This window comes from Pseudarthrobacter equi, assembly GCF_900105535.1.
GTDB classification, from domain to species: Bacteria; Actinomycetota; Actinomycetes; order Actinomycetales; family Micrococcaceae; genus Arthrobacter; species Arthrobacter equi.
The window spans coordinates 2,855,973-2,882,211 of the sequence record NZ_LT629779.1; the positions used below are offsets into that span (position 1 = coordinate 2,855,973).

Consider the following 26,239-nt stretch of genomic DNA (forward strand, 5'->3'; position numbering starts at 1 on the left):
CAAAACTGGTGTTGCCGGACGCTCAGCGGCGGCGGTCGGTGTCGACAACGTCGACCCGGACCGGCTCGCCGCCGGCCAGCGCTGCCACGACGGTGCGCAGTGCACGCGCCGTGCGGCCCTGGCGGCCGATCACCCGTCCCAGGTCATCCTGGTGAACACGAACCTCGAGGGTATCCCCGCGGCGGTTGTTCTTCGAATTGACCGTGACGTCGTCCGGGGAATCAACGATTCCGCGGACCAGGTGCTCCAGCGCGTCTGCCAGCAACTTACTCAGCCTCGGTGGTCTCTGCTTCGGCTTCGGCTGCCTCAGTCTTGGAGGCCTTCTTGGTAATGGCTTCCGGGATGATGACGGAACCCTTCTCCGGTGCGACGAAGGCTTCCTTCTCGCCCTTGGTCTTCAGGGTGCCTTCCTGGCCCGGGAGGCCCTTGAACTTCTGCCAGTCACCAGTGATCTTGAGGATGGCGGCAACCTGCTCGGACGGCTGGGCGCCGACGGAGAGCCAGTACTGTGCACGCTCGGAAGCGACCTCGATGTACGAGGGCTCTTCGGTGGGGTGGTACTTGCCGATCTCTTCGATGGCACGGCCGTCACGCTTGGCGCGTGAGTCCATGACGACGATGCGGTAGTACGGGGCGCGCATCTTGCCGAAGCGCTTAAGGCGAATCTTTACGGCCACTTTTGTGGTCACTCCTGTTTCAGAAAAGGGGTGAACCCGGCGTTCTGCACCCGTGGGGCGGGCCGTACTTGCGGGTTCTAAGGACAGGATCCAGACGCGGAGAGAGGGGCCACGCAGATCGAGTACCTGTCTATTGTGCCAGATCAGCGGGAGGATTTCGACTTGACACCCAGGGCCCGCGGGGACGGCGCCGTCGCTTCCCCGGATTGTCCTGCAAGGGGAAGGTCAGGCTGACCAGACGTACAGTCCCGACCGCTCCGAATCGCCGATTCCGCCGGCCAGTTCAGCAACCTGCCGGATGTAGGCCTGCGCCTGCCCGGCGTCGAACGGCATGTCATCCTGCGCCGCCCACTGCGCAGCGACGTCCTCGAGGACGTCGCCCTCGCCCTCAGTTTCGTAGGTAAGCAGGTCAGCCAGGGCCCGGACCATGGCCGGGGGGACGGCCAGCAGGGAATCACTGGCTACGTCCACCATCGTCAGCTCGTAGTCGGCGCCGCCCGCGTGGACCGCGGTACCGGCCAGGTCTCCGAGCTGCTCCACTTCGAAGTCGCTGATACCGGGGATCCGGACCGCGTCGGCGGCCGGCGGGGTGCCCCCACTGTCAAGGGTTCCAGCGCGCTTCAACGCGGCATCGTGTGTGGCTACGAAGATTTCGGTAAAACCCATGGGAAGTGACCTCTTCCGTGTACTGTCCGGCGCGCCGGGGACACCCGCCTGGCGTCCCCGGTCTATCGGCTTCAGCCTAGTACGCGTAAGGGGTGCTCAGCGCACCGCAACCCGGATGCTGTTGCGCCACGGATCCTCGAAGCGCAACTCAGCCCCGGTGTGGTGCGAGGAGACCCCGGCGACCTTCAGGCGGTCAGCGAGCGCGCCGACGTCGTCACCGGACGGCACCTCGATGAGGACCTCGCCGAGGCCAAGGGTGTCTTTCCGCGGACCGGCGCCGCGGCTGTTCCAGACGTTCATGGCCATGTGGTGGTGGTAGCGGCCCGCGGAGACGAAGAGGGCCTGCCCGTGCCAGCCGGCGGTCTTTTCGAACCCGAGCGTTCCCACGTAGAAGTCGCGGGCGGACTGGACGTCGCCTACCTGGAGGTGGACGTGGCCCACTCCGGCGGTGGTCTGCCGCTGCCCCTGGAGGGATTCTTCGGAGAGGTGCTGTTCCAGGTAGCGCTGGGGCGGCAGCGCCAGGCTGTCCATGACCACGTCGGTGCCGTTCCAGGACCAGTTGCTTCGCGGGCGGTCCCAGTAGAGCTCGATGCCGTTGCCTTCGGGATCACTGAAGTAGAAGGCCTCGCTGACCAGGTGGTCGGCGCTGCCCGTGAACGAGCGGGGCTCGAACTGGGCTGCGGTGGCCACCGTGGCGGCGAGCGCCGCCTGGTCTTCGAACAGGAGGGCCGTGTGGAACAGGCCGGCTTCTCCCCTGCCGGGGATGGTGAGGCCGGGGGCCGGGGCGAGATGGACCAGGGGCTTGCCGAGGCGGCCGAGGTAGAGGCCGCCGTCCTGCTCAGCGACCACCTCGAGCCCCAGTGCGCGCTGGTAGTAGTCGGTCATGACCTTCATGTTGCCGACCTTGAGCATCACGGTGCCCATGGCGAGGTCGGCAGGAAGAAGATCCTGGCTGGTGGCTTCTGCACTCATTGAACGCTCCCTCTACTGGAGGCCGTCCGGATGAGGCGGCCTGTCATGAGTTAAAATTACTTGAAGCTTCAATTTATTCCAAGTGCGGGGTGGATGTTGTGCTTAGCGGACCACGCGGCCACCCAAAACCACGTGGGATGGGTGCGCCACGGTGTCCAGGGTCCTCCGGGGATCGTTCCGGAACAGCACGACGTCGGCCCGCGCCCCTTCCGTCAGCCCGTCAGCACCCAGCCAGGCCCGGGCGGCCCAGCTGGCCGCGTTGAGCGCCTCGGCTGCGGGCAACCCAGCCGCGTGCAGGGCAAGGATTTCGTCCGCAATCCTTCCGTGACGGATCACGCTGCCGGCGTCCGTTCCGGCGAAGATCTGCACTCCGGCTTCCCAGGCCTCCCCTATGCGTTCCAGCCGTCGTTCCCAGAGCGCCAGCATGTGGTCGGCGTACACCGGAAACTTGGGCCTGGCTTGGGCGGCAATATCAGGGAACGTGGCGATGTTGACCAGCGTCGGAACGATGGGGACGCCCTGCTCCACAAACCGCGGCAGGTGCCGGGGCAGCAGGCCGGTGGCGTGTTCGACGCAGTCGATCCCGGCGTCGAGCATCTGGTCCAGGGTGTCTTCGGCGAAGCAGTGGGCGGTGACGCGGGCACCTTCGTCGTGTGCGGCACTGATCGCATCACGGACGACGCCGGCGGGAAAGGAGGGTGCGAGGTCGCCGGCGCTCCGCTCGATCCAGTCCCCGACGAGCTTGACCCAGCCGTCGCCGTCGCGGGCTTGCTTGCGCACGGCCTCCACAAGGCCTTCAGGCTCGACCTCCTGGGCGAAGCCCCGGAGGTAGCGGCGGGTCCGGGCGACGTGCCTGCCGGCCCGAATCAGCAGCGGAAAGTCGCGGCCACCCTGCATCCACCGGGTGTCGGCGGGCGATCCCGCGTCCCGGATCAGCAGGGTGCCTGAGTCCAGGTCGGCACGGGCCTGGGCTTCGGCCTCCCCGGCGTCCACCGGCCCGGCAGGGCCCAGGCCGATGTGGCAGTGGGCGTCGACGAAGCCGGGCAGCACCCAGCCGTCGAGTACAACGTCCGGACCGGCCTCCGGGCGGGTAAACGTCAGGCGTCCGTCCACGGACCAGAGGCCGTGCCTTTCGCTGTCCGGTCCCGTGAGGGCGGTGCCGCTGAAACCAATGATGTAGGGCATGGATGCCTCCTCTTCCTGCCCGGTCAGGCTAGCACCGGCAAATGTGACAGGGCCGTTAGCGCTTGTCCCTGCAGGGCGTGTGGTAGCTTCGTTCCTGACCACACGGGTGCCCCTGCAGGGGCTGAGATCGGGCTGACGCGGCCTGCGACCGTCGAACCTGTCCGGGTAATGCCGGCGAAGGAAGTGAGTATTCCTTGAATACACCCAAAACAGTGCTGCCCCCTGCCCAAAACCACCCCGCCGGAGCCACGCCTGAAGCGCCTGTCACCCAGTCCCTGAAGTCGCACTCGCTGGCCTACATCGATGATCCGGAGCACGGGATCCGTGTCCCGGTCACGGAGATCGCGCTGGAGCCCTCGCCCAACGGGCAGCCAAACGCCCCTTTCCGCACCTACCGGACAGCGGGGCCGGGAAGCGATCCCGTGCGCGGCCTCAGCCCCTTCCGGTCGGAATGGATTGAGGCGCGCGCTGACACGGAAGAGTACAGCGGAAGGGAACGGAACCTGCTCGACGACGGCCGCTCGGCCGTAAGCCGCGGCGCCGCCTCCGCGGAATGGAAAGGCGGGCGCCCGGTGCCCCGCCGCGCCGTCGACGGCCGGACTGTCACCCAGATGCACTATGCCCGGAAGGGCGTGGTGACGCCGGAGATGCGGTTCGTGGCGCTGCGGGAAAAGTGTGATCCGGAACTGGTCCGGAGTGAGGTGGCGGCCGGACGGGCCATCATCCCCAACAACATCAACCATCCGGAGTCCGAACCGATGATCATCGGCAAGGCTTTCCTGGTGAAGATCAACGCCAACATCGGCAACTCCGCCGTGACCAGTTCCATCGCCGAGGAGGTGGACAAGCTGCAGTGGGCCACGCGGTGGGGTGCCGATACGGTGATGGACCTGTCCACGGGCGACGACATCCACACCACCAGGGAGTGGCTCATCCGCAACTCCCCCGTGCCGATCGGCACCGTGCCCATCTACCAGGCCCTGGAAAAGGTCAACGGCGAGGCGAACGCCGTCACGTGGGAAATCTTCCGCGACACCGTCATAGAACAGTGTGAACAGGGCGTGGACTATATGACTGTCCACGCCGGCGTCCTGCTCCGCTACGTGCCGCTGACCGCCAACAGGGTTACCGGCATCGTGTCCCGGGGCGGGTCGATCATGGCGGGCTGGTGCCTGGCGCACCACCAGGAGAATTTTCTCTACACGCACTTCGATGAGCTGTGTGAAATCTTTGCCCGGTACGACGTCGCGTTCTCGCTGGGTGACGGCCTGCGCCCCGGTGCCACCGCGGATGCCAACGACGCTGCGCAGTTCGCGGAACTGGACACGCTGGCCGAGCTGACGGAGCGCGCCTGGAAGCATGACGTGCAGGTGATGGTGGAGGGGCCGGGCCATGTCCCGTTCCACCTGGTCCGGGAGAACGTAGAGCGCCAGCAGGAACTGTGCAAGGGTGCGCCGTTCTATACCCTGGGGCCGCTGGTCACCGATGTAGCTCCCGGCTACGACCACATCACATCAGCCATCGGCGCCACCGAGATCGCCCGCTACGGCACCGCCATGCTCTGCTATGTCACGCCCAAGGAGCATCTGGGACTGCCCGACAGGGACGACGTGAAGACCGGGGTCATCACCTACAAGATCGCCGCGCACGCCGCTGACCTGGCCAAGGGCCACCCCGGAGCGCACGAACGGGACGACGCGTTGTCCAAGGCCAGGTTCGAGTTCCGCTGGCGGGATCAGTTCGCGCTCTCGCTCGACCCCGAGACGGCCGAAGCGTTCCATGATGAAACGCTGCCGGCCGAGCCCGCCAAGACGGCACACTTCTGCTCCATGTGCGGGCCGAAGTTCTGCTCGATGCGGATCAGCCAGGACATCCGCAACGAGTACGGGTCGGCGGAGGCCCAGGCCGCGATAGCAGAGGCGGCGTCCGGGATGCGGGCGAAGAGCCAGGAGTTCCTGGAATCCGGCGGCAAGGTGTACCTTCCCGAGCTGAAAGTCCCGGCCGGAAGCTGAGCCTGCCGCCGGCGGTGACCGGCGGTTGCTGTGGCCGGCCCCGGGCGGCTAGGACGCCCGGGCCGGTTCACTCCGGCTGACCTCGGCGAGGAACTGCCGGATTGCCCGGTTGCCGTCCGCTGAGTCGTGGGGCCGGTGCCCGCCGGCGGCGACACGGTGCAGGGCACCGGTCTCCCTCAGGTACCCGGCGATTTCTTCGTACAGCGGTTCCCAACCCCCGGTGAGGACAAGGGTGGGGACTCCTGGGACGATGTGAAGTGGCGCCTCCCATGAGGGTGACTGCAGCCGCAGCCGGCGGGCAGAGCGCTTCTCCTCCAGGGTGGCTGGCTGGTGCAGGTCTGCGGCGTAGACGCGGCGGACGAACTCCCGCTGGAAGTCCTCGTCGCTGAGTTGGTGGCGGACGTCGAACAGCGGTTTCATCATCCGGATGTGGGCGGCTGTTGCGGGCAGCTCCGCGGTGAGGGACAGGCAGGCCGGCTCCACCAGGGTCAGCGAATGCACGAGGTCCGGGCGCTCCACGGCCGCCATCATGGCCGGAATGGCTCCCTGCGCATGGGCCACAACGTGTCCGCCGGCAGCACCCCGCCCGTCATCGCCCAGGGAACGCAGCACGATGGCCGTGTCCTCCGCAAAGGAGGACTCCAGGGGTTCGGCGGTGCTGTGGTATCCGTGCCGGCGGAGGAACAGGGCGTCGTACATCAACGCCATGCCGTGCTGCCGGGGCCAGGCGGCGGCGCCGAAGCTCCCCGAGCCGTGCACGAACACTACCCTCTGCTTGAACATCCCCCAACCCTATTCCACGGCGCCGGCATCTTAACGAAATAGCGCCAAGTGTCGTTGGGACGTTTCCAACGACACTTGGCGCTACTAGGCGGCAGTGTTCCTAGTTGCCCAGGAACTTGTCGAAGCCCTTGGGCAGGTTCAGCTGGGACGGGTCAAAGTCACCGGACTGCTGGCCAAAGGAAGCTCCGGTGGGCAGCGCCTTGGATGCGTTGGCGCGCCGGGCTTCGGCGTCCTTGCGTTCCTGCGCGGCCTTGGCCGGGTTTCCGGACCGGGCCTTCTTCTTCGGCGCGTTCTTCGCGTTCTTCCGGGCCCCGCCGCCGGCACCGGGGAGGCCTGGCATCCCCGGCATCCCGGGCATGCCGCCCTGGGCCATCTTCTTCATCATCTTCTGGGCCTGCGCGAAGCGTTCCAGCAGGCCGTTGACCTCGGAGACGTGCACACCCGAACCACGGGCGATGCGGGCGCGGCGCGAACCGTTGATGATCTTGGGGGCCACGCGTTCGTGCGGGGTCATGGACCGGACGATTGCTTCAACGCGGTCGATCTCGCGTTCGTCGAACTGCTCCAGCTGCTGGCGGATGTTCTGGGCGCCGGGCATCATCATGAGCATTTTCTTCATGGAGCCCATGTTGCGGATCTGCTGCATCTGGGCCAGGAAGTCGTCCAGGGTGAAGTCTTCCTGGTCGGCGAACTTCTTCGCCATCCGGGCAGCTTCATCTTTGTCCCAGGACTTCTCGGCCTGCTCGATGAGTGTAAGGACGTCACCCATGTCCAGGATGCGCGAGGCCATCCGGTCCGGGTGGAACAACTCGAAGTCGTCCAGGCCTTCACCGGTGGACGCGAACATGACGGGCTTGCCGGTGACCGAGGAGACGGACAGCGCGGCACCACCGCGGGCGTCGCCGTCGAGCTTGGACAGGACGATGCCCGTGAAGTTGACGCCCTCGTCAAACGCCAGGGCCGTGTTTACGGCGTCCTGGCCGATCATCGAGTCGATGACGAAGAGGACTTCGTTGGGCACGATGGCCCGGCGGATCTGGCGCGCCTGCTCCATCATGTCCGCGTCGACGCCGAGGCGGCCTGCGGTGTCCACGATGACGACGTCGTGCAGTTTCTGGCGGGCTTCCTCCACGCCGGCCCGGGCAACAGCCACGGGATCGCCCGCCGGCTGTTCCAGCTCGGTTGAGGTGGCACCCGGGTGCGGGGCGAAAACCGGGACGTTGGCCCGCTGGCCCACCACCTGCAGCTGGGTGACGGCGTTGGGCCGCTGCAGGTCACACGCCACCAGCATGGGGCTGTGGCCCTGGGACTTCAGCCACTTGGACAGCTTGCCCGCAAGCGTGGTCTTGCCCGCGCCCTGGAGGCCGGCAAGCATGATGACGGTGGGGCCGTTCTTGGCCAGGCGGATGCGCCGGGTCTCGCCGCCGAGGATCTCCTTGAGTTCCTCGTTGACGATCTTGACGATCTGCTGGCTGGGGTTCAGCGCCGCTGATACCTCGGCGCCCAGCGCCCGTTCGCGCACGCGGCTGGTGAATTCCCGCACCACGGGAACGGCAACGTCCGCGTCCAGCAGGGCGCGGCGGATCTCCCGGACGGTGGCATCGACGTCGGCCTCCGTCAGGCGGCCCTTGCCGCGGAGATTCTTGAAGGTTGCTGTCAACCGGTCAGAGAGTGAATTGAACACGCGCCGTGAACTTCTTTCAGGAGATGATCGGGACTCGACTATCTAGGGTACCAAGTCGGGCACGCCAGATGGCATGCTGGCAAAATGACGAGCCAAACAACTGTCAAGACCCTGCTCATCCTCGGCGCCTCAGGCGACCTCACAGGCCGGCTGCTCCTGCCGGGACTGGCCCGGCTGGTGGCCGCCGGCCGGGCGGACGGCCTCCGCCTCGTCGGTGCCGGATCCGACCCCTGGACGCCGGAACAGTGGCGGGAGCGGGTGCAGTCCTCCTTCGCCGCGGCTGCGGAGACCGCGGAGCCGGACGGCAAGGACGCGCTGACTGCGCTGGAAAAGGACACGGCGTACCACCAGCTCGATGTCACAGCCGCCGGCGCCCTCGCTTCCCTGCTGGAAAGCCTCGACGGCCCCACCGCCGTCTATTTCGCGCTGCCGCCCAGGATCAGCCAGCTGGCGTGCGAAGCGCTGCAGCCCGGGGAGGTGCCGGCGGGGACGCGGCTGGTGATGGAGAAGCCCTTTGGCTCCAGCGAGGAGTCGGCGCGGTCCCTGAACAGGACGCTTGCCCGGCTGGTTCCGGAGGACCACATCCACCGCGTGGACCACTTCCTGGGGAAAGCCACGGTCCTGAACATCCTGGGACTGCGTTTCGCCAACAACTTCCTGGAGCCGGTATGGAACCGGCGGCACGTGGAGAAGGTGGAAATCTTCTTCGACGAGGATCTCGCACTGGAGGGCCGGGCACGGTACTACGACGGTGCTGGCGCCTTGCGGGACATGATCCAAAGCCACCTCCTGCAGGTGATGGCCCTCCTGGCCATCGAACCGCCGGCAACCCTGGGTGAGCGGGACCTGCGCGACGCCATTGCCGCAGTCCTTCGCGCGGCCAGTGTGGCGCCGCCGTTTAGCGATTCCACCCGGCGGGCACGCTATGGAGCGGGCACGGTGGGAGGCAAGACGGTACCGGATTATGCCCGCGAGGACGGCGTGGACGCGGACCGCGGCACAGAGACTTTGGCTGAAATCCGGATTGGAATCGACAACTGGCGCTGGAGCGGTGTTCCGTTCATCCTCCGGTCCGGCAAGGCGCTGGGCAAGAAGCGGAAGGAGGCTGTCATCACTTTCCTTCCGGTGCCGCACCTGCCGCAGGGTTTCACGGGCGTCGACTCGCCGAACCAACTGAGGATCGGATTCGGGCCGGACACCCTGGAGTTCGATGTTGACGTCAACGGCCCCGGAAACATCTTCAGCCTTGGCCGGGTCACCCTCGAAGCGGAGCTGAGCGCCTCCGACCTCCTCCCCTACGGTGAGGTCCTTGAAGGCGTGCTGACCGGGGACCCGTTGCTGTCGGTGCGGGGTGACACCGCCGAGGATTGCTGGCGGATCGTTGAACCGGTACTTCAGGCCTGGGCCCAGGGTTCCGTTCCCCTTGAGGAGTACGACGCCGGGTCGGCGGGTCCGGCGTCCTGGGCCACATCCAGGGAAGGGAAGTGAGCGGGCGCCGGCGTTGAGCCCGGGCCGCACCCGTTAAAAGCGAAGCGGGTTGGGGGGGACCTTCCGGTTCCTTCCCAACCCGCTTCCGCCTGCCTCCCCCTGTAGCAGGGGGAGGCCGGAGGACTCTCCTAGATGGCGGCTACGCCGCGTTCGCCGGTCCTGACCCGGACTGCCTCAAAGACATCCATGGTCCAGACCTTTCCGTCACCCGCCCTGCCGGTGTTGGAACTGGCGATGATGACGTCCAGGATGTCATCGGCCTGCTCGTCCGTAGCCAGCACCTCTACCCGAATCTTGGGCAGGAGGTCCACGTTGTACTCGGCGCCTCGGTACACCTCGGTGTAGCCCCGCTGCCGGCCGTAGCCGCTGGCTGCGCTGACCGTCAGGCCCTGCACTCCGTAGGCCTCCAGGCCTTCCCGGATTGCTTCAAGCTTCTCGGGCCTGACGATTGCGGTGATCAGTTTCATGCCCCCACGCTTTCCTTGCCTGTTGCGGTTTCTGGCTTCTTGGCATCTCCTTCGCCGGCGCTGCCGGCGGCTTCCGCCTGGTTCTTGCCGGTGATCATGTCATGCAGCGGCTGGAAGCTGCCGCCGTGCCCGGAGAGACCGAACTCGTAGGCGGTCTCGGCGTGCAGGCTGAGGTCCACACCCACCGTTTCCTGTTCCTGCGAGACCCGGAAGCCCATGGTCTTGTGGATGGCCAGCGCGATGATCGCCGTCAGGATAGCCGAGTACGCAATGGCGATGCCTGCCGCTGCGAGCTGTGCCCACAGCTGGGCGAGTCCGCCGCCGTAGAATAGGCCGCCGCCCACACCGTCGGTGGGCAGTGCGATGAAGCCGAGGGCAACGGTGCCGATGATGCCCGAGACAAGGTGCACGCCAACAACATCCAGCGAGTCGTCGAAGCCCCAGCGGAACTTCAGGCCCACAGCCAGTGCGGAGGCCACGCCTGCCACGACGCCGAGGCCGAGTGCGCCGACGGGGCTGACGTTGGCGCAGGCCGGGGTGATGGCTACAAGGCCGGCGACCACGCCGGAAGCGGCGCCGAGGGACGTGGGGTGGCCGTCGCGGATCCGCTCGGTGACGAGCCAGCCGAGCATGGCAGCGGCGGGAGCGGCCAAGGTGTTCACCCAGATGAGGCCGCCCTGCTCTGCCGTGGTGGCAGCGCCGCCGTTGAAGCCGAACCAGCCGAACCACAGGATGGCAGCGCCCAGCATGACGAACGGGATGTTGTGCGGGCGGTGGTTGGGGTCCTTGCCGAAGCCCTTGCGGTTGCCGATGATCAGGACCAGAACCAGTGCCGCAACACCGGCGTTGATGTGGACCACGGTGCCGCCGGCGAAGTCGATGGCGGGGCCGAGGGCCTTACCCACTGCTCCCTCGGGACCGAAGAGGCCGCCACCCCACACCATGTAGGCGAGCGGGCAGTAAACCAGGGTGACCCAGACCGGGACGAAGACGCTCCAGGCGCCGAACTTGGCGCGGTCAGCGATAGCGCCGCTGATCAGCGCAACGGTGATGATGGCGAAGGTTGCCGCGAAGCCCACCTTGATGAGCCCATCCGGTGTATCGATGCCTTCAAGCCCGAAGGCTGCGAACGGGTTTCCCACGATCTGCAGGAAGCCCTCGCCGGAAGACATCGAGTATCCCCAGAGAATCCAGACCACGCCGACCATGCCGATGGAGATGAAGCTCATCATCATCATGTTCAGTGCTGCCTTGGCACGCGTCATGCCGCCGTAGAAAAATGCCAGGCCCGGTGTCATGAACAGCACGAGCGCTGCCGACACCATGAGCCAAACGTGACCTGCGGTAAGTTCCATGGTGCACGTCCTCTCTTCCGAATCTTGCGGAGTCCTCCGCCTGCCAACGCCCTTTGCGTCCTGTAACGAGTGTGTCGGCGGCGTGTTTCGCCCGCAGAGGATTTAGATTGCCGGACTGTTACAACAACCTCTAGGAAGTAAATGGTGCATATCCGCCTTGTTACGGTTGTGTTTCACCACTCCCGCCGGCATCCGGCGACCCACCCTGCAAGGAACTGTGCACCATGACGGCAGAAGCCCGCGCCAGCGGCACCGCTTCAAGGATCCTGGCCCGCCTGCGGCCCCGCCGGGACAAGCTCCCCCGCGACATCAAGGTGATGCTGGCCGCCGCGTTCCTGATTGCGCTGGGATTCGGGCTTGTTGCGCCCGTATTGCCGCAATTCGCCACAACCTTCGGTGTGGGCAATACGGAAGCGGCCGTGATTGTGGCCATCTTCGCGTTCATGCGGCTCGTCTTCGCCCCGGCCGGCGGTGCCCTGATCGCCAAGCTCGGCGAGCGGCCGGTCTATGTGTCGGGGCTGCTCATCGTGGCGGCCTCGACGGCGGCCTGCGCCTTTGCCGGGAGCTATTGGCAGCTGTTACTGTTCCGCGGACTGGGCGGCGCAGGTTCGGTGATGTTTACGGTCGCTTCCATGGCCCTCGTGGTCAGGCTGGCGCCGCCGGAGAGCCGGGGCAGGGTGTCCGGCGCCTACGCCTCCGCGTTCCTGATCGGCAACGTCTGCGGACCGATCGTCGGCGGCCTGCTTGCGGGGTTCGGCCTGCGGGTTCCGTTCCTTGCCTATGCGGTGGCCCTGGTCATCGCGGCGGCGGTGGTGCAGACGCAGCTGAGCCACCAGCGGCGCGGCTCCGGCCCTGCGGCCAAGCGGGCGCCCGATATGCCCTTCGGCGAGGCCCTGCGGACCGGGGCCTACCGGGCCGCGCTGGCATCCAGTTTTGCCAATGGGTGGGCTACGTTCGGGGTACGGATGGCCACGGTCCCGCTGTTTGCTGCGGCGGCCTTCGGCGCCGGTCCCGAAGCGGCCGGGCTGGCGCTGGCGGTATTCGCCGCAGGCAATGCGGCGGCGCTGTCATTCTCCGGCCGCCTGGCGGATTCGCTGGGCCGCAGGCCCATGATGATGTGGGGGCTGGCGGTGGCGGGGCTGGCCACCGCGGGCATCGGTTTCGCCCAGAGCCTGCCCTGGTTCCTCGCCGCCTCCGCTGTGGCCGGCATCGGTTCGGGCCTGTTCGGCCCTGCCCAGCAGGCCGCCGTCGCAGATGTGATCGGCAGCGGCCGGTCCGGCGGCAAGGTGTTGGCGGTCTACCAGATGACGTCCGACGTCGGTGCGATCGTGGGTCCCGTCCTGGCCGGCTTGCTCGCGGACCGGCTGGGCTTCGGCTGGGCTTTCGGTGTTACGGGCGGGGTCCTGCTCCTGGCCGTCTTTGCGTGGCTGGCCACGCCGGAAACACTTCGGCCCGCCGCGTCACAGGACGCAGCGGGCCAAAAGAACGGTTAGCGGCTAGTTCAGCAGCGCGTCCACAAACTGCTCGGCGTCGAACGGGGCGAGGTCGTCCGCGCCTTCGCCCAGGCCGATCAGCTTGACCGGGACGCCGAGGCTCTTCTGGATTGCGACGACGATGCCACCCTTGGCGGTGCCGTCCAGCTTGGTCAGGACGATGCCGGTGATGTTCACCACCTCGGCGAAGACCCGGGCCTGGTTGAGGCCGTTCTGGCCGGTGGTTGCATCCAGGACCAGCAGGACCTCGTCCACTTCGGCGAGCTTTTCCACCACGCGCTTGACCTTGCCAAGTTCGTCCATGAGGCCCACTTTGTTCTGCAGCCGGCCGGCGGTGTCGATCATGACGACGTCGACCTCCTGGTCGATGCCTGCCTTCACGGCTTCGTAGGCCACCGAGGCGGGGTCGGCCCCGTCAATGTCGGATTTGACCGTGGGAACGCCCACCCGCTGTCCCCACGTGGCCAGCTGTTCGGCGGCCGCGGCACGGAAGGTGTCCGCGGCACCGAGGATCACGTCCTTGTCCTCGGCCACCAGCATGCGCGCCAGCTTGCCCACCGTGGTGGTCTTGCCTACGCCATTGACGCCAACCACCATCATGACGGCCGGCTTGTCCCCGTGGCGCTGGACATTGAGGGTGCGGTCCATGGTGGGGTCGACCACCTTAATGAGTTCCTCGCGGAGCATGGCCTTGACGTGCTCCGGGCTGCGCGTGCCGAGCACCTTGACGCGTTCGCGGAGGGCATCCACCAGCTGCATGGTCGGTTCCGTGCCGAGGTCCGCCAGGAGGAGGGTTTCTTCCACCTCGTCCCAAACGTTTTCGTCGATCTTGTCGCTGGAAAGCAGCGCCAGCAGGCCCTTGCCCATGATGCTGTTGGACCGGACCAGGCGTTCGCGCAGCCGGGTCAGGCGGCCTGCTACGGGCAGGGGGGTTTCAACCGGAATGGTTTCCAGTCCGGCGGCATCGTCGGGGACCGTGGTGTCAACGCCGTCAAGGTCCGCTTCGGCGGGTGCTGTCCGCTCCGCCGGCCGCTCCGCCGTGGCAGTGTCGTCGGCCACGAGGGTGCCGCCACCGGGCCGGAGTTCGGGGTCGTTCGCGTCACGCGTTCCCGGGTAGCGGTTGATGTTCTTCCGCGTCTTCACCAGGACCGGGATCAGGGCTCCGACAACCACCAGGGCACCGAGAATGGACAGGATTATGGGAAGGATGTCATTCACTCCCCTAGCTTCTCACAACCGCCGGAGCCCTTTCCCGCTCCGGCAGGGAGCTGACCTGCCCTGACTCAGAGGTCCACCCGGCGGTTTCGCAGCGTCGGTCAGGCAACCACGTTCAGTTGTCGTTCCCCAGGCGCTGGCTGATCACCGTAGAGACACCGTCGCCGCGCATGGTGACTCCGTAGAGGGCGTCTGCCACTTCCATGGTGCGCTTCTGGTGGGTGATGACAATGAGCTGGCTGGACTCGCGGAGCTCTTCGAAGATGGTGATCAGCCGGCCCAGGTTGGTGTCGTCGAGGGCGGCCTCCACCTCATCCATGACGTAAAACGGGGAGGGCCGGGCCTTGAAGATGGCCACGAGCAGGGCCACCGCTGTCAGGGACCGCTCCCCGCCGGACAGCAGTGACAGCCGCTTGATCTTCTTACCCGCGGGACGGGCCTCCACTTCGATTCCTGTGGTGAGCATGTCTGCAGGGTCAGTCAGGACCAGCCGGCCTTCGCCGCCGGGGAACAGCCGGTCAAAGACCCGGACGAACTGTGCCTGGGTGTCCTCGAATGCCTCGGTGAACACCCGCTGGACCCTGTCGTCCACTTCCTTGATGATGTCCAGCAGGTCCTTGCGGCTGGCCTTGAGGTCCTCCAGCTGGGTGCTGAGAAACTGGTGGCGCTCCTCCAGCGCCGCGAATTCCTCCAGCGCCAGCGGATTGACCTTGCCCAGGCTGGACAGGTCGCGTTCGGCCTTCCGGAGGCGTTTCTCCTGTTCAGCCCTGACGAACGGCACGCCCTCGACGATGGCTTCACCGGTTTCGTCCACCGGCGCACGGAGGGCAGCCCATTTGTCACCCGTCTCCCCTGCCGGAACCGGAACCGCAACGTGGGGGCCAAACTCCGCCACCAGGGCGTCAGGGGTGATCCCGAGTTCATCGACGGACCGCGTTTCCAGGGCTTCGATGCGGGCGCGCTGCTGGGCCCTGGCGAGTTCGTCACGGTGGACGTTATCGGTCAGTTCGGCAAGCTCCTTTGCAAGCAGCTCGTTCGCGGCACGGAGTTCCTGCAGCTCCCGGTCCCGGCGTTCGCGGTTTTCTTCTGCCAGGTCACGCGCGTGCCGCGCCACGTCGACGGACACGTCCACGAAGTCCAGGGCCGAGTCCACTGCGGCCCGGACCGCGGCGGCCCGCCGGGCCTCGATGCGCCGGCGCCGCGCCCTTTCAGCTGCCTCCTCGCGGGCACGCCGTTCAGTGGCGGCGGCACGTTCCAGTGAGGCAACGCGGTTGCGTGTGGCCGCCACCTGCTCCTCGGTGCTCCGCAGCGACAACCGCGCCTCAACCTCGGCAGCACGGGCGGCCGAGGCAGCCGTCGCGAGGGCATCACGCTCCGCCGTTGACGGTTCCTGCTCGAGCGGCACCTCCTGCGCGGCGGCAAGCCGGGCGGTGATGGCCGCGAGCGCCTGCTCCTCGGACTCCACGTTGGCCTCGGCACGGGCCAGAGAGGCCGCCAGCCGGTCGCTTTCGCCTACGGCGCTGCGGAGTACTGAGTTGAGGTGTCCCAGCCGCTCGGCTACTGCGGCCAGCCGCGCGTCGGACTCGTGCAACCTGTCCAGGGCGGCATCCGCCTTTTCCTGCGCTCCGGCGCGCTTCGCCTCGGCGCCGGCCAGGGCGAACCTGTTGCGCTCCAGGGCCGCGGTTACCTGCCCAAGTTCCCTGTCGGCGTCGTCCACGGCGGCCTGGACTTCCAGGAGTGACGGAGCCTTCGCCGAACCTCCGGTAACGGACACGGCGGTGAAGACGTCACCCGCGTGGGTAACTGCTGTCAAGCCTGGCTGTTCCGCCACGAGCGCCGCGGCGGCCCGGATGTCGGGTACGACGGCGGTCCGGCACAGCAGGTGCCGCACCAACGGGGTGTAAGCGTCGGCGGTGTCCACGAGCCCGGCGGCCAGAACCGCACCTGCGGGGAGTACAGGGGCGGGCGGAACGTCTTCGTGCAAAGTGCCGGAGGGGGCCAGCAACAGCGAGGCCCGGCCGGCGTCATCGTCCTTGAGCATCTGCAGGACGGACTCCGCGGTGGACGGGTCCTCGACCAGGAGCGCCTCGGAGGCTTCCCCGAGTGCCGCGGCGATGGCGGTTTCGAATCCGGCCCGCACCCGCAGGTCACCGGCGAGCGCGCCCTGGACCCCCCCAAGCCCGGACTGCAGGACGTGCCTGGCTGCGTCTTTCCGTTCCAGGCCGAGCTTCAGCGCCTCAAGGCGGGCTGCGAGGGCGTCGCGCCGGCGGATGCCTTCGTTGACTTCTGATTTGAGGTCCGAGATTTCCTGCAGCACGGTATCCAGCTCGTCGCTGGCGGCCTCGTATTCGGCGTCGAGGGATTCCTCGCCTTCCTCCACGCCCGCCACCTGGTTTTCCAGGGCGGTGAACTCTTCCTGTGCCCGGGCACGGCGCCCGGCGCCCGCGGCCAGCGACTCGCGCAGCCGGCCGAGTTCTGCCTGGGCGGACTCCACCCGGGAGCGGGCTGCTCCAACCTGGCCGGCGAGGCGCGCCAGGCCCTCCCTGCGGTCGGCGACCGCATGCAGTTCAGCGGTGAGCCGCTGGTCCTCGGCCTGGGCTGCACGCTCCGCTTCCGCCTTGGCCGCCGTTGCTGCTTCAAGGGCAGTCCGCCGGCCCGCGAGTGACTGCTCAAGTCCGGCCAGTTCGCTGCCTACGCGCGCCGCCTGCCGGTCCAGCTGCTCGGGATCCCGGCCCCCGGACGGTGCGTCGTCCACGGATCCGAGCACGCGGCTCCGTTCCTGGGCCAGCGATCCGAGTGAACGGAGCCGCTCCCGTGCGGCGGTGAGCCGGTACCACGTGTCCCGGGCCGCGTTGAGGCGCGGCGTTGCCTCTGCTGCGAGCTGCTCCAGGGCTGCCTGTTGCCGGCGCCCGGACTCCAATTCCTGCCCCACGATGGTGCGCCGCTCCTTCAGGGCGGCTTCGTCGGCGACGTCCTGCTCCAGGACCTGCTGCAGCTGCACCAGGTCATCGGCCAGCAGGCGGGCGCGGGCGTCCCGGACGTCGAACTGGACGCGCTGGGCGCGACGTGCCACTTCGGCCTGCTTGCCCAGCGGCGTGAGCTGGCGGCGGATCTCGCCCGTCAGGTCCGAGAGGCGCTGCAGGTTCGCCTGCATTGCCTCGAGTTTGCGCACCGTCCGTTCCTTGCGCCGGCGGTGTTTGAGGATGCCGGCGGCTTCTTCGATGAAGCCCCGGCGGTCCTCGGGGGTGGCGTGCAGGACCCGGTCCAGCTGGCCCTGGCCCACGATGACATGCATTTCCCGCCCCATGCCGGAATCGGAGAGCAGTTCCTGGATGTCGAGCAGGCGGCAGCCGGCACCGTTGATGGCGTACTCCGAGCCTCCTGTGCGGAACAGTGTCCGGGAGATGGTGACTTCGCTGTACTCAATGGGCAGGGCGCCGTCAGTGTTATCAATGGTCAGCGACACGTGTGCCCGTCCCAGCGGAGGGCGGCCGGAGGTGCCGGCGAAAATCACGTCCTCCATTTTGCCGCCGCGGAGGGTCTTGGCGCCCTGCTCCCCCATCACCCAGGCCAGTGCGTCCACCACGTTGGACTTACCGGAGCCGTTGGGGCCCACCACGGCAGTGACTCCCGGTTCGAAGTCGAAGGTGGTGGCGGAGGCAAAGGACTTGAACCCCCGGACGGTCAGGCTTTTGAGGTGCAAGGCTTTTCGGGTCTCCTGGACGGGGCTGGGCGGCTGCTTGGCGGTCCTAAATCTACCGGGTTGCCGCCGAAAGTCCCGGATCCGGCGCCGCCTGTCCCGCCCGGCCCTGCAGGAATCCGCCGGCAGTTGGGCCAGGACGCGTCATCGGACCACGGCCGGAGACCAGGCATGCTCGATGAAGAGTTCCGGTGTCGCTCCGGGCCGTGCGGACAGGGACCAAATGTCGCTGTCCTGGCCGGTGTCATCGCGGGGAAGCCCATAGAGGATGGTGTTGCCGTCCAGCCATTCGATCTGGTCGTCAATGTTCCGCTGTTCGTCCAGCACGGTGACGTTGCCCGTGGCGAGGTCCAGCACGGCGGGGTGGCGATCACCAACCAGGGTCCCCGAGTCACTTTTCTTGAACGCGATCCGCTTGCCGTCCGGGGAGATGGACGGGCATTCCACCCCTGAGGCAACCACCGTCAGCGTCCGCTCTGCCAGGTCGCCGCGGACCAGCCAGATGTTCCCCTGGGATGAGGCGGTGGCGTAGAAATCGTTGGGCGAGCCCGGGACGAACGTCACGCCCCAGATGTTCCGGTCTGTGGCCTTGATCCGGGTTCCGTCCGACATCAGGGCGAAGGTCTCGAGGTTTCCGTGCACGGTGCCGTCTGCGCCGCGGATCACGGTCTCCGTGGAGAATCCGGCGGATGCGTAGGAGTGGCCGGCGACGAAGACGGTGCTGGCAACGAGGTCTCCGTCGGGACTGATCCGGGTCCGGCTGGGGATGCCCCCGAGTGCCCAGCCCTGCAGCGGCTGAAGCGCAGGGCCAAAAAGGCCTGCCTCGAATCTGGTGGGAATCCCGCTCTGCGTCGCCAGGCAGCTGACAATCTGCCGGGTGGCATAGACGCGGTCGCATGCGTGGCCGGAGAGGAACCGTTCCCCCGACGGATTGGCGAGTGGTGCAAAGGCGGCTTCACCGTACCCCCGGCCTGCCGCGGTGTTGCGAAACATCACGAAGGGTTCCGCGGGGAGGGCGTTTGCAGCAGCGACCTGGACCGCGGGCACGGAAGCCTGGCTGTTTCTGGCCTCCTGGAATGCCGTGGCGGCGTAAGCTCCGGCCGCGGCCAGGGCCAGGAGCGTGACCGCCAGCAGCGCCACTATCCGCCGGGGGACGCCGGCAACGGACCGAAGGTGGTGACCCGAAGCTTCGGCCGGCCCGCCGCCGTCGCCCGTTTGTTCCTGGCGGGCGGGCCGCATCTGCCGGGGCCGGCCGCTCATGACACAGTCCGCGGGGTACCGCGCAGGAGTACCGTTGCTGCGCCGAGGGCCGGGAGAAGCAGGACAGCCACGCAGGCCGCCGCCGCTGCCGGGCCTGCGGCGTACCACAGCACGCCGAAAGCAGCAGCGGATACCATCCGGCTGAGGGCCACCACGGTTTGGGCCGTCCCAAGCGCGGTGCCCACATGTTCCGGTACCGCCAGCTGGGAGACCAAGGCAGCCAGGACCCCGTCCGTTGCGGCATAGAACAGGCCGAGCAGCAGCAGGCAGCCGAGGGTTGCTGCCGTGCCACCGGCCGGGACGGCAGCCAGCAGGTAACAGGCGAAGAGCGCCAGGTGGCCGGCCAGGAACACCGGCACCCGGCCCCAGCGGTCTGCCAGGCGCCCGATGGGGATCGCGAAAACGAGGAATGCGGCGTTGGTGCCCACGAACAGGAGGGGGAACCACTGCACGGGAAACGCTTCGCGGCTTTGCAGGAGCAGGTACACGAAGCCGTCACCAATGGTCAGCAGGCCCAAGAGGCCTGCTGCAACGAGCAGCCGTGGCAGGCCCTGGACCTTGAGTGCCCGCCATGACGTCCGGGACCAGCCCGCTTTCGGTTGCCGCGCGGGCGCTTCGGCCAACTGTTCCCGCGTTGTGGCCTCCGGCGCCGGCGGTTTGCCGGTCCATACCGTCCTGTTGGGCACCGCCAGCAGCAGCACGGCGACACCGATGACGGCAAACGCCAGCGACACCACGAAAACGCTGCTGTACCCGTTGGGAATGAGTGACAGCAGCGCGAACGCAATCAGCGGCCCGGCGGCAGCGCCGATGTTGTCCAGCATCCTGTGGACACCGAAGGACCGCGCAAGGTAGTCGGGCTGGGCTTCCGCAGCGATCATGGCGTCGCGCGGGGCGGTACGGATGCCCTTGCCAACCCGGTCACCGGTAACAATGGCTGCGACCGACCAGAACCCGCCGGTGAAGAGGAAGCCCACGCGGGCCACCATGGAGAGCCCGTATCCGGCCACGGCCACGCTCTTGGGCCGGCCCGTCCGGTCGGAGACCCAACCGGCGCCAATCCGGACGATGGCGCTGGCGCCCTGGTTGATGCCGTCGATAATTCCGAAGGCAATGGTGGAAAGCCCCAGGAACCCCGTGACATAAAGGGGAAGGACGGCGGCCACGGACTCCGAAGAGATGTCAGTGGCCATGCTGACGATGCCAAGCCAGATGATCACCGGGGACAGGCGGAATGCTGCGCGGGTGGCGGCAGGGACAGTGTCCGCCTGGTCCTTGCGGCCGCCCTTGCGGTCCGACATCGATATGTACAACGGCTGCCCGTCCCTCAATGAGCTGGGATGGCGTTGCACTGCCGCGGGCCGCGCACCGCCTGTTCCGGGCCAGCATTTCAGCCGGTGGCCGCTTGGGGAATCAAGAAAACCGAAACTTTTGGTTGGCGTTACCAGCGTCCGTTGCGGGGACGCGGCTGGCACACCGGGCACGTGTAGGAGGACCGGTTCATGAACTGATCACGCCGGATGGTGGCGTGGATTCCTGCGGCCGCGCATCGTTTGCAGGGCTCGCCTTCCCGCCCGTAGGCGTTGAGCGACCGGTCAAAGTATCCGGAGGCGCCGTTGACGTTCACGTACAGGGAATCGAAGCTGGTTCCGCCGGCGGCCAGGGCATCGAGCATGACCTCACGGGCGCTTTCGATAAGGCGGAAGGCGTCAGCCCGCCGCAGCTTGTCGGTGGGCCGCGCGTAGTGCAGCCGCGCACGCCAGAGGGCCTCATCCGCGTAGATGTTCCCTATGCCTGAAACCAGCCCCTGGTCCAGGAGCGCCCGCTTCAACCCGGTTTTCCGCGCACGGAGGCGCTGGTAGAAAAGGTCGAACGAGAACGCCGGGTCAAGGGGATCCCGGGCAATATGGGAAGCTTCTTCGGCGATCAGCGGAAGGGGTGACTCCGCGAGGCCGCCGGGGCCGCCGTCGTCGGTGGGAACCAAAGCGGTGACGAAGAGCCCACCGAAAATGCGCTGGTCCACGAACCGCAATTGGGCGGGCATGCCGTCCCTGGGGCTGAGATGGAGCCTGACTTTCAGGTGCTTTTCGTCAGGGACGTCCCCATCCTGCATGAGCAGCTGCCCGCTCATGCCAAGGTGGGCCATCAGCGCCACCTCCGGTGGTGGGGCATGCCCGTTGCCTGCCGCCTGCTGGTCTGCGGAACCATCGTCTAACGGGAGCCAAAGGAATTTGCCCCGCCGGACGACGTCGGACACAGTGGCACCCTGCAGGTTGCCGATGAAGTCCTCCACGCCCAGGGCGTGGCGGCGGATGGAGCGGGGGTCCAGGACTTCGACGGACTCAATGGTCCTGCCGCGGACCCAGCTCACCAGGCCGCGGCGGACCACCTCCACCTCGGGCAGTTCAGGCATGGGAGCCTACTTGGCGGCGGCGGAACCGGAGGACTTAACGGCGCCGTCAGCGGCACCCGGTCCGGACAGGACGCGCCACGCATCCGCCGCGGCCTCCTGCTCCGCTTCCTTCTTGGAATGGCCGGCGCCCTTGCCGTACGGCTTGCCGCCGATGTTCAGGACAGCGCTGAAGGTGCGTGCGTGGTCCGGCCCCGCACCCTCCACTGCATAGTGGATGGATCCAAGCTGCCGGCTTGCCGCAAGCTCCTGGATGCTGGTCTTCCAGTCAGTCCCGGCGCCCAGCACGGCAGCATCCTTGAGCAGGGGTCCGATCAGGCGCATGACCAGCTGGCGCGCGGTCTCAATGTCGTTGGAGACGTAGGTGGCACCGATCAGCGCTTCCATGGTGTCAGCGAGGATGGAGGCTTTGTTCTTCCCCTCCGTAAGTTTCTCGCCCTGTCCCAGGTAGATGAACTCGCCGATGCCAAGGCTCCGGCCGATGTTGGCAAGCGCACGCGTGCTGACAACGGCCGAACGACGCTTGGCCAGCTCGCCCTCGGGGAGATCCGGATTGTCCCGGTAAAGGGAATCCGTGACCGAGAAGCCCAGGATTGAATCACCCAGGAATTCCAGCCGCTCGTTGGTGGGGATCCCACCGTTTTCGTAGGCGTAGGAACGGTGTGTGAGCGCAAGACGAAGCGTCCCGGCGTCAATAGTGACACCGAGACGCTTCAGAAGCTCTTCAGTTGAAGACATCAGTCAGCCTGAGTGGCCGATTAGACGTCAGCGACCTTGCGGCCCTTGTACTCAAGGAACAGCGCAGTGCCAGCAGAGTCGGTAACGACCTTAGCCTGGTGCGGCAGGCTGTAGGTGACCTGGCCGTTTTCAACAGTCTTCACCAGGTGGGGGGCGGTCGCCTTCCACTGCGAGCGGCGGGCGCGGGTATTCGAGCGAGACATTTTCCGCTTCGGGACAGCCACGGCTAACTCATTTCTCTCTAGACAAACACGTACAAATCAATTTTGCCGGTCAGGCTTAGCCATATCAGCTAGGGCAGCCCAGCGAGGATCCAAGACCTCGTGGTGGTGCCCCGGCTCGTCTTCCAGGCGTACTCCGCATTCGGAGCAAAGGCCCTGGCAGTCTTCCCGGCACACCGGCTGGAACGGCAGGTTGGTGACAACCGCGTCCCGCAACACCGGTTCAAGATCGATTACATCGTGCTCGACTCGACGTTGCTCTTCATCTTCTTCTCCGTCAGAAAGCTCAACGCCTTCGTAGAAGAAAAGTTCTTGCACATTGACCTCAAGGTCATACGCAAGGGGATCCAGGCATCGACCGCATTCCCCGGTTACACCGGCGATGACGGTTCCTGATACCAGAATTCCTTCGTGTACGGCCTCCAGCCTCAGGTCCAGCTCGACATCCGAGCCTTCCTGAACACCAATGAGCGCCACACCAAGATCACCCGGTGCGGGTACATGTTCCTTCAGTGTCCGCATGCTTCCCGGGCTGCGCCCGAGGTCCTTGACGTCGAACGCCAGGGGCGAACCAGCATCTCTTTTAATGAGAACTCCTGTTGAACATATGACCGACGTACCATCTTAGCCTGAAGAGCCACGGGGACTCAAACCGGCCGGCGATACCGCCGAAGTACCGGACCAGCCTACCGCCTGGGCTGCTGATTTGCCGAAGGCTCGCCCGCCAGCAGCCTCCGCAGCACGGACCGGGGAACGTACTCGGAGACGCTGCCGCCCAGCCCGGCCACCTCCTTGATGAGGGTCGACGACAGATGGATGTAGTGGGCTTCGGCAGGCAGGAAGACAGTTTCCACGCCGCTCAGTTGCCTGTTCATCGTGGCCATGGGCAGTTCGTAATCAAAGTCCGAGGAGGACCTGAGGCCCTTAACGATGGCCGAGACGCCCCGCTGGCGGCAGTATTCAGCCAGCAGCCCCTCACCTACGGGTTCCACCACAATTCCCTTGAGGGACGCGAGGGTCTCGCGCGCCATTTCGAGGCGCTCATCGAGGCCGAACCGGTACTTCTTGGCGTAGTTGGTGGAGATGGCCACAATGACTTCGTCGAAGAGACCGGCAGCGCGGGCAATGACTTCGAGATGGCCGTTATGGATGGGATCAAAGGATCCGGGGCAGACAGCTCGTCTCATGCTCCGAACCTACCCCATGCGAAGCCCGGGATACCATGACTGGATGCATGCGTCACGGGAACTTTCCGCGCCTTCTGCCCCCGCTCCATGGCAGCGGACCGCCCTGGGAGCGAACCTCCTGGCCGCTGACGGCGGGCTTGGCGTCACGATCTTCGAGGAGATGACCAACCTCGCGGTCCAGACCGGGGCGATCAACCTGGGCCAGGGTTTCCCCGACGAAGACGGCCCGCAGGAAATCCTCGACGCCGCACGGGACGCCATCGCCGCGGGCGCCAACCAGTACGCGCCCGGTAAAGGTATCCCCCAGTTGCGTGCCGCGGTGGCCGCACACCAGGAACGTTTCTACGGGCTGACCCCGGATCCTGACACGGAGGTCCTGATCACCACCGGCGCCACCGAGGCCATCGCCGCCTCGCTGCTGGCATTTACGGGACCCGGAGATGAAGTCCTCACCCTTGAACCGTTCTACGACTCGTACGGCGCAGTGATCGGGTTGTCCGGCGCCACGCATGTCACTGCGCCGCTGCTTGCGCCCGATTTCATGCCGGACCTGGCCGCCCTTGAGGCCGCCTTCAGCGAACGGACCCGCGTGGTCCTGCTGAATAATCCGCACAACCCCACCGGGGCGGTCTTTCCCCGTGAGGTGCTGCAGAAGATCGTAAACCTGGCGCAAATGCACGACGTTCTGATCATCACCGACGAGGTCTATGAGCACCTCACCTTCGGGGTCCGCCATATTCCGGTGGCGTCCCTGCCCGGTGCGGCCGAACGGACCATCACCATCTCCTCCGCCGGGAAGACCTTCTCCCTCACGGGTTGGAAGATCGGTTGGCTGACAGGGCCCGAAGAGCTGGTGGCCGCCGCGCGGACCGTGAAGCAGTTCCTCACCTACAGCTCAGGCACCCCGTTCCAGCCCGCCATAGCAGCAGGGCTGGGCCTCCCGGATAGTTTCTACCAGGGAATTGCGGCCTCGCTCGAGCACAAGCGCGACATCCTCAGTGAGGGGCTGCGCGCCGCCGGCTTCGGCGTCTACACCCCGCAGGGCACCTACTTCGTCAACGTAGACACGGCGCCACTGGGCATCACCGACTCGGTGGACCTCGCGCGGCGACTGCCCGGGCTGGTAGGGGTGGCTGCCATCCCGGTGCCGGTGTTCTGCCACCCGGAAGGTGCCGAACGCACGCGCAGCCTGCTCCGCTTCGCCTTCTGCAAGAAAGCGGACGTCCTCGAAGAGGCAGCCGGCCGGCTGGCCACGCTCAGCAGCAGGCTCTGATGGCGGCCGGCAACCCCGGGCACGCCTCCCGGTTCCTCCGCGCCACCGGCCAGCACGCCACCATCGAGCCGGACGCATTCACCGACGGCAGCTATGTGCTCAGCATCGGCGGGGCAGAGCAGTCGCACGTGAACCTGTCCCACCCCGAAGACATCTTCTACGAGTACCTTCGCCGGATCGGCCACCTGGTTGACCTGGCCGCCCCCACCGGAGCGCCAGTCCGTGCGCTGCACCTGGGAGCGGGCGCGCTGACCCTGGCCCGCTACATCCAGGCCACCCGCCCCGGCTCCAAGCAGTACGCGGTGGAGCTGGAACGCGAGCTGCTGGATTTCGTCCTGCGGGAACTGCCCCTGCCTGAGGGAACGGACCTGCACGCCATCATCGGCGACGCCCGGCAGGCACTCGGTGACCTTGACCCGGAGCTCACGTTCGACGTCGTCATCCTGGACATCTTCTCCGGGCCGGAAGCGCCGGAGCACATCGCCTGCGCCGGCTTTTACAGCGAAGTCCGGGCGAAGCTGGGACCCTCGGGGCTGCTGGTGGTCAATGTGGGGGACGAGCCCGCGCTCACCCTGGTCCGAAGCCAGGTGGCCGCGCTGCGCGAGACCATGGCGGACGTTGCGGCCTTCGCCGAAACCGGCATGTTCGAGGGCCGGTACCCGGGCAACATCATCCTGGCCGGAACCCAGGGGGCCTGGCCGCAGGACTGGACCGCCCAGCTCACTGCCCGGGGTCCGCACCCGGCGGGCGTGCTGGCGGGAGTGGACCTGGACCGCCTCGCCCCGTAGCCGCCCGGCCCCTCAGCGTCATCCGGGCCGAATGAGGCTGCTAGGACTCCGCAGCGGCCGGTAGGTCATCGCTTTCAATGGCGTCCGGCACGTAGGGCTCAACGAACCAGAGCCGGGTTTCGCCGTACTTCTTCTCGGCGAACCGTTCCAGTTCGGCGGGCCAGTCAGGTTCGGGCGAGCGGGAGGACCGTTCCACGACGACGACGGCGGACGGAGCCAGGTGCGCTGCGAGTTTCCGCACTACAGCGGCGAGCGCCACTTCGTCGAGCGGGTATGGCGGGTCCAGGAATACCAGGTCCCACGCCGCCGACTCCGCGGCACGGTCCAGGAAAGGCTCCACCTTGGACCGGTGGACGGTTACTGCCTTGCGGCCCATAACGCCGTTGATCAGGTCCGCGTTGCGCTGGCAAACCGCGCTTGCCTTGGCATCCGACTCGACAAGGTCCACGCTGCCGGCTCCCCGGCTGCCGCTCTCAACCCCCAGCGCACCGGACCCGGCGTAGAGATCCAGTACGCGGGCTCCGGCGATGACATCGAAGGCATCCAGGCGGGAGAAGAGTGCCTCCTTGACGCGGTCGGTGGTGGGGCGGGTCAGTGAGCCCGGGACGGAGGACAGCGGGGTGCCGCCGGCCGCCCCTGCGATGATCCGGCTCATGCGGGCACCC

Annotated in this window: 24 protein-coding genes and 1 riboswitch; of the genes, 5 read left to right on the plus strand and 19 right to left on the minus strand. The window is 66.9% G+C overall.

Annotated features, from left to right (window positions below):
• Window positions 1-22: 22 nt before the first annotated feature.
• From BLT71_RS12890 to BLT71_RS12910, 5 genes are all read right to left on the minus strand, one after another.
• A complete protein-coding gene (locus tag BLT71_RS12890) occupies window positions 23-265 on the minus strand; it encodes an RNA-binding protein (protein WP_015937404.1) in 243 nt (80 codons plus the stop codon).
• A 1-nt stretch (window position 266) separates the two neighbouring features.
• Window positions 267-677, minus strand: a complete 411-nt coding sequence (gene rpsP, locus BLT71_RS12895; protein ID WP_091720908.1) for a 30S ribosomal protein S16 — start codon at window positions 675-677, stop codon at window positions 267-269.
• Window positions 678-902: 225 nt separating this feature from the next.
• A complete protein-coding gene (locus tag BLT71_RS12900; RefSeq protein WP_091720911.1) occupies window positions 903-1,343 on the minus strand; it encodes a hypothetical protein in 441 nt (146 codons plus the stop codon).
• Window positions 1,344-1,439: 96 nt separating this feature from the next.
• Window positions 1,440-2,315: a VOC family protein gene (locus BLT71_RS12905; RefSeq protein ID WP_091720913.1), complete on the minus strand. Its 876-nt coding sequence runs from the start codon at window positions 2,313-2,315 to the stop codon at window positions 1,440-1,442.
• A 102-nt stretch (window positions 2,316-2,417) separates the two neighbouring features.
• On the minus strand, window positions 2,418-3,500 hold the full coding sequence (locus BLT71_RS12910) for an amidohydrolase family protein (RefSeq protein WP_091720916.1): 1,083 nt from the start codon (window positions 3,498-3,500) through the stop codon (window positions 2,418-2,420).
• Window positions 3,501-3,592: 92 nt separating this feature from the next.
• Window positions 3,593-3,700: riboswitch (TPP riboswitch) on the plus strand.
• Between BLT71_RS12910 and thiC the strand changes: the two genes are divergently transcribed.
• Complete coding sequence (gene thiC, locus BLT71_RS12915) at window positions 3,695-5,512, plus strand: phosphomethylpyrimidine synthase ThiC (RefSeq protein WP_091724003.1); 1,818 nt, start codon at window positions 3,695-3,697, stop codon at window positions 5,510-5,512. It overlaps the preceding riboswitch by 6 nt.
• Window positions 5,513-5,560: 48 nt before the next feature.
• Here the strand turns inward: thiC and BLT71_RS12920 are convergent, their stop codons facing one another.
• The gene (locus BLT71_RS12920) at window positions 5,561-6,295 is read right to left on the minus strand and encodes an alpha/beta fold hydrolase (RefSeq protein ID WP_091720919.1); all 735 of its coding nucleotides are present in this window, start codon (window positions 6,293-6,295) and stop codon (window positions 5,561-5,563) included.
• A 100-nt stretch (window positions 6,296-6,395) separates the two neighbouring features.
• A complete protein-coding gene (ffh, locus tag BLT71_RS12925) occupies window positions 6,396-7,979 on the minus strand; it encodes a signal recognition particle protein (RefSeq protein WP_056085337.1) in 1,584 nt (527 codons plus the stop codon).
• A gap of 84 nt (window positions 7,980-8,063) precedes the next feature.
• On the opposite strand from ffh, the gene BLT71_RS12930 reads away from it, so the two are divergent.
• Entirely contained in the window at window positions 8,064-9,467 is a 1,404-nt protein-coding gene (locus tag BLT71_RS12930) for a glucose-6-phosphate dehydrogenase (protein ID WP_091720921.1), read from the plus strand.
• A 128-nt stretch (window positions 9,468-9,595) separates the two neighbouring features.
• On the opposite strand, the gene BLT71_RS12935 is transcribed toward BLT71_RS12930, so the two are convergent.
• Both BLT71_RS12935 and BLT71_RS12940 read right to left on the minus strand, forming a co-directional pair.
• A complete protein-coding gene (locus BLT71_RS12935) occupies window positions 9,596-9,934 on the minus strand; it encodes a P-II family nitrogen regulator (RefSeq protein WP_015937412.1) in 339 nt (112 codons plus the stop codon).
• Complete coding sequence (locus BLT71_RS12940; RefSeq protein ID WP_091720924.1) at window positions 9,931-11,289, minus strand: ammonium transporter; 1,359 nt, start codon at window positions 11,287-11,289, stop codon at window positions 9,931-9,933. Before BLT71_RS12940 ends, BLT71_RS12935 begins: the two co-directional genes overlap by 4 nt.
• A gap of 224 nt (window positions 11,290-11,513) precedes the next feature.
• Here BLT71_RS12940 and BLT71_RS12945 point away from each other — a divergent pair, with 224 nt between their 5' ends.
• Complete coding sequence (locus BLT71_RS12945) at window positions 11,514-12,782, plus strand: MFS transporter (RefSeq protein ID WP_091720926.1); 1,269 nt, start codon at window positions 11,514-11,516, stop codon at window positions 12,780-12,782.
• A 3-nt stretch (window positions 12,783-12,785) separates the two neighbouring features.
• Here the strand turns inward: BLT71_RS12945 and ftsY are convergent, their stop codons facing one another.
• From ftsY to coaD, 9 genes are all read right to left on the minus strand, one after another.
• The gene (ftsY, locus tag BLT71_RS12950; RefSeq protein ID WP_056085331.1) at window positions 12,786-14,000 is read right to left on the minus strand and encodes a signal recognition particle-docking protein FtsY; all 1,215 of its coding nucleotides are present in this window, start codon (window positions 13,998-14,000) and stop codon (window positions 12,786-12,788) included.
• A 112-nt stretch (window positions 14,001-14,112) separates the two neighbouring features.
• On the minus strand, window positions 14,113-17,700 hold the full coding sequence (gene smc / locus BLT71_RS12955) for a chromosome segregation protein SMC (RefSeq protein ID WP_172829970.1): 3,588 nt from the start codon (window positions 17,698-17,700) through the stop codon (window positions 14,113-14,115).
• 141 nt (window positions 17,701-17,841) lie between these two features.
• A complete protein-coding gene (locus BLT71_RS12960) occupies window positions 17,842-18,957 on the minus strand; it encodes a TolB-like translocation protein (protein WP_091720929.1) in 1,116 nt (371 codons plus the stop codon).
• Window positions 18,954-20,258 (minus strand): MFS transporter, encoded by a 1,305-nt coding sequence (locus BLT71_RS12965; RefSeq protein WP_172829971.1) that lies wholly within the window; start codon window positions 20,256-20,258, stop codon window positions 18,954-18,956. Before BLT71_RS12965 ends, BLT71_RS12960 begins: the two co-directional genes overlap by 4 nt.
• A gap of 140 nt (window positions 20,259-20,398) precedes the next feature.
• Entirely contained in the window at window positions 20,399-21,370 is a 972-nt protein-coding gene (mutM, locus tag BLT71_RS12970) for a bifunctional DNA-formamidopyrimidine glycosylase/DNA-(apurinic or apyrimidinic site) lyase (RefSeq protein WP_091720931.1), read from the minus strand.
• 6 nt (window positions 21,371-21,376) lie between these two features.
• Complete coding sequence (rnc, locus tag BLT71_RS12975; protein ID WP_091720934.1) at window positions 21,377-22,105, minus strand: ribonuclease III; 729 nt, start codon at window positions 22,103-22,105, stop codon at window positions 21,377-21,379.
• A 20-nt stretch (window positions 22,106-22,125) separates the two neighbouring features.
• Window positions 22,126-22,329 (minus strand): 50S ribosomal protein L32, encoded by a 204-nt coding sequence (gene rpmF / locus BLT71_RS12980; RefSeq protein WP_009356569.1) that lies wholly within the window; start codon window positions 22,327-22,329, stop codon window positions 22,126-22,128.
• Window positions 22,330-22,365: 36 nt separating this feature from the next.
• Window positions 22,366-22,890 (minus strand): YceD family protein, encoded by a 525-nt coding sequence (locus BLT71_RS12985; protein WP_091720936.1) that lies wholly within the window; start codon window positions 22,888-22,890, stop codon window positions 22,366-22,368.
• A gap of 122 nt (window positions 22,891-23,012) precedes the next feature.
• Window positions 23,013-23,513, minus strand: coding sequence for a pantetheine-phosphate adenylyltransferase (coaD, locus tag BLT71_RS12990; RefSeq protein WP_091720938.1), 501 nt, complete (start codon window positions 23,511-23,513; stop codon window positions 23,013-23,015).
• Window positions 23,514-23,556: 43 nt separating this feature from the next.
• Here coaD and BLT71_RS12995 point away from each other — a divergent pair, with 43 nt between their 5' ends.
• Together BLT71_RS12995 and BLT71_RS13000 are read left to right on the plus strand one after the other, a co-directional pair.
• Window positions 23,557-24,786, plus strand: coding sequence for an aminotransferase class I/II-fold pyridoxal phosphate-dependent enzyme (locus BLT71_RS12995; protein ID WP_172829972.1), 1,230 nt, complete (start codon window positions 23,557-23,559; stop codon window positions 24,784-24,786).
• Window positions 24,786-25,574 carry a spermidine synthase gene (locus BLT71_RS13000; protein WP_172829973.1) on the plus strand — a complete coding sequence of 263 codons (789 nt, stop codon included), beginning with the start codon at window positions 24,786-24,788 and terminating at the stop codon, window positions 25,572-25,574. Before BLT71_RS12995 ends, BLT71_RS13000 begins: the two co-directional genes overlap by 1 nt.
• Before the next feature lie 40 nt (window positions 25,575-25,614).
• Here the strand turns inward: BLT71_RS13000 and rsmD are convergent, their stop codons facing one another.
• Entirely contained in the window at window positions 25,615-26,229 is a 615-nt protein-coding gene (gene rsmD / locus BLT71_RS13005) for a 16S rRNA (guanine(966)-N(2))-methyltransferase RsmD (RefSeq protein ID WP_091720943.1), read from the minus strand.
• Between the last annotated feature and the right edge of the window lie 10 nt (window positions 26,230-26,239).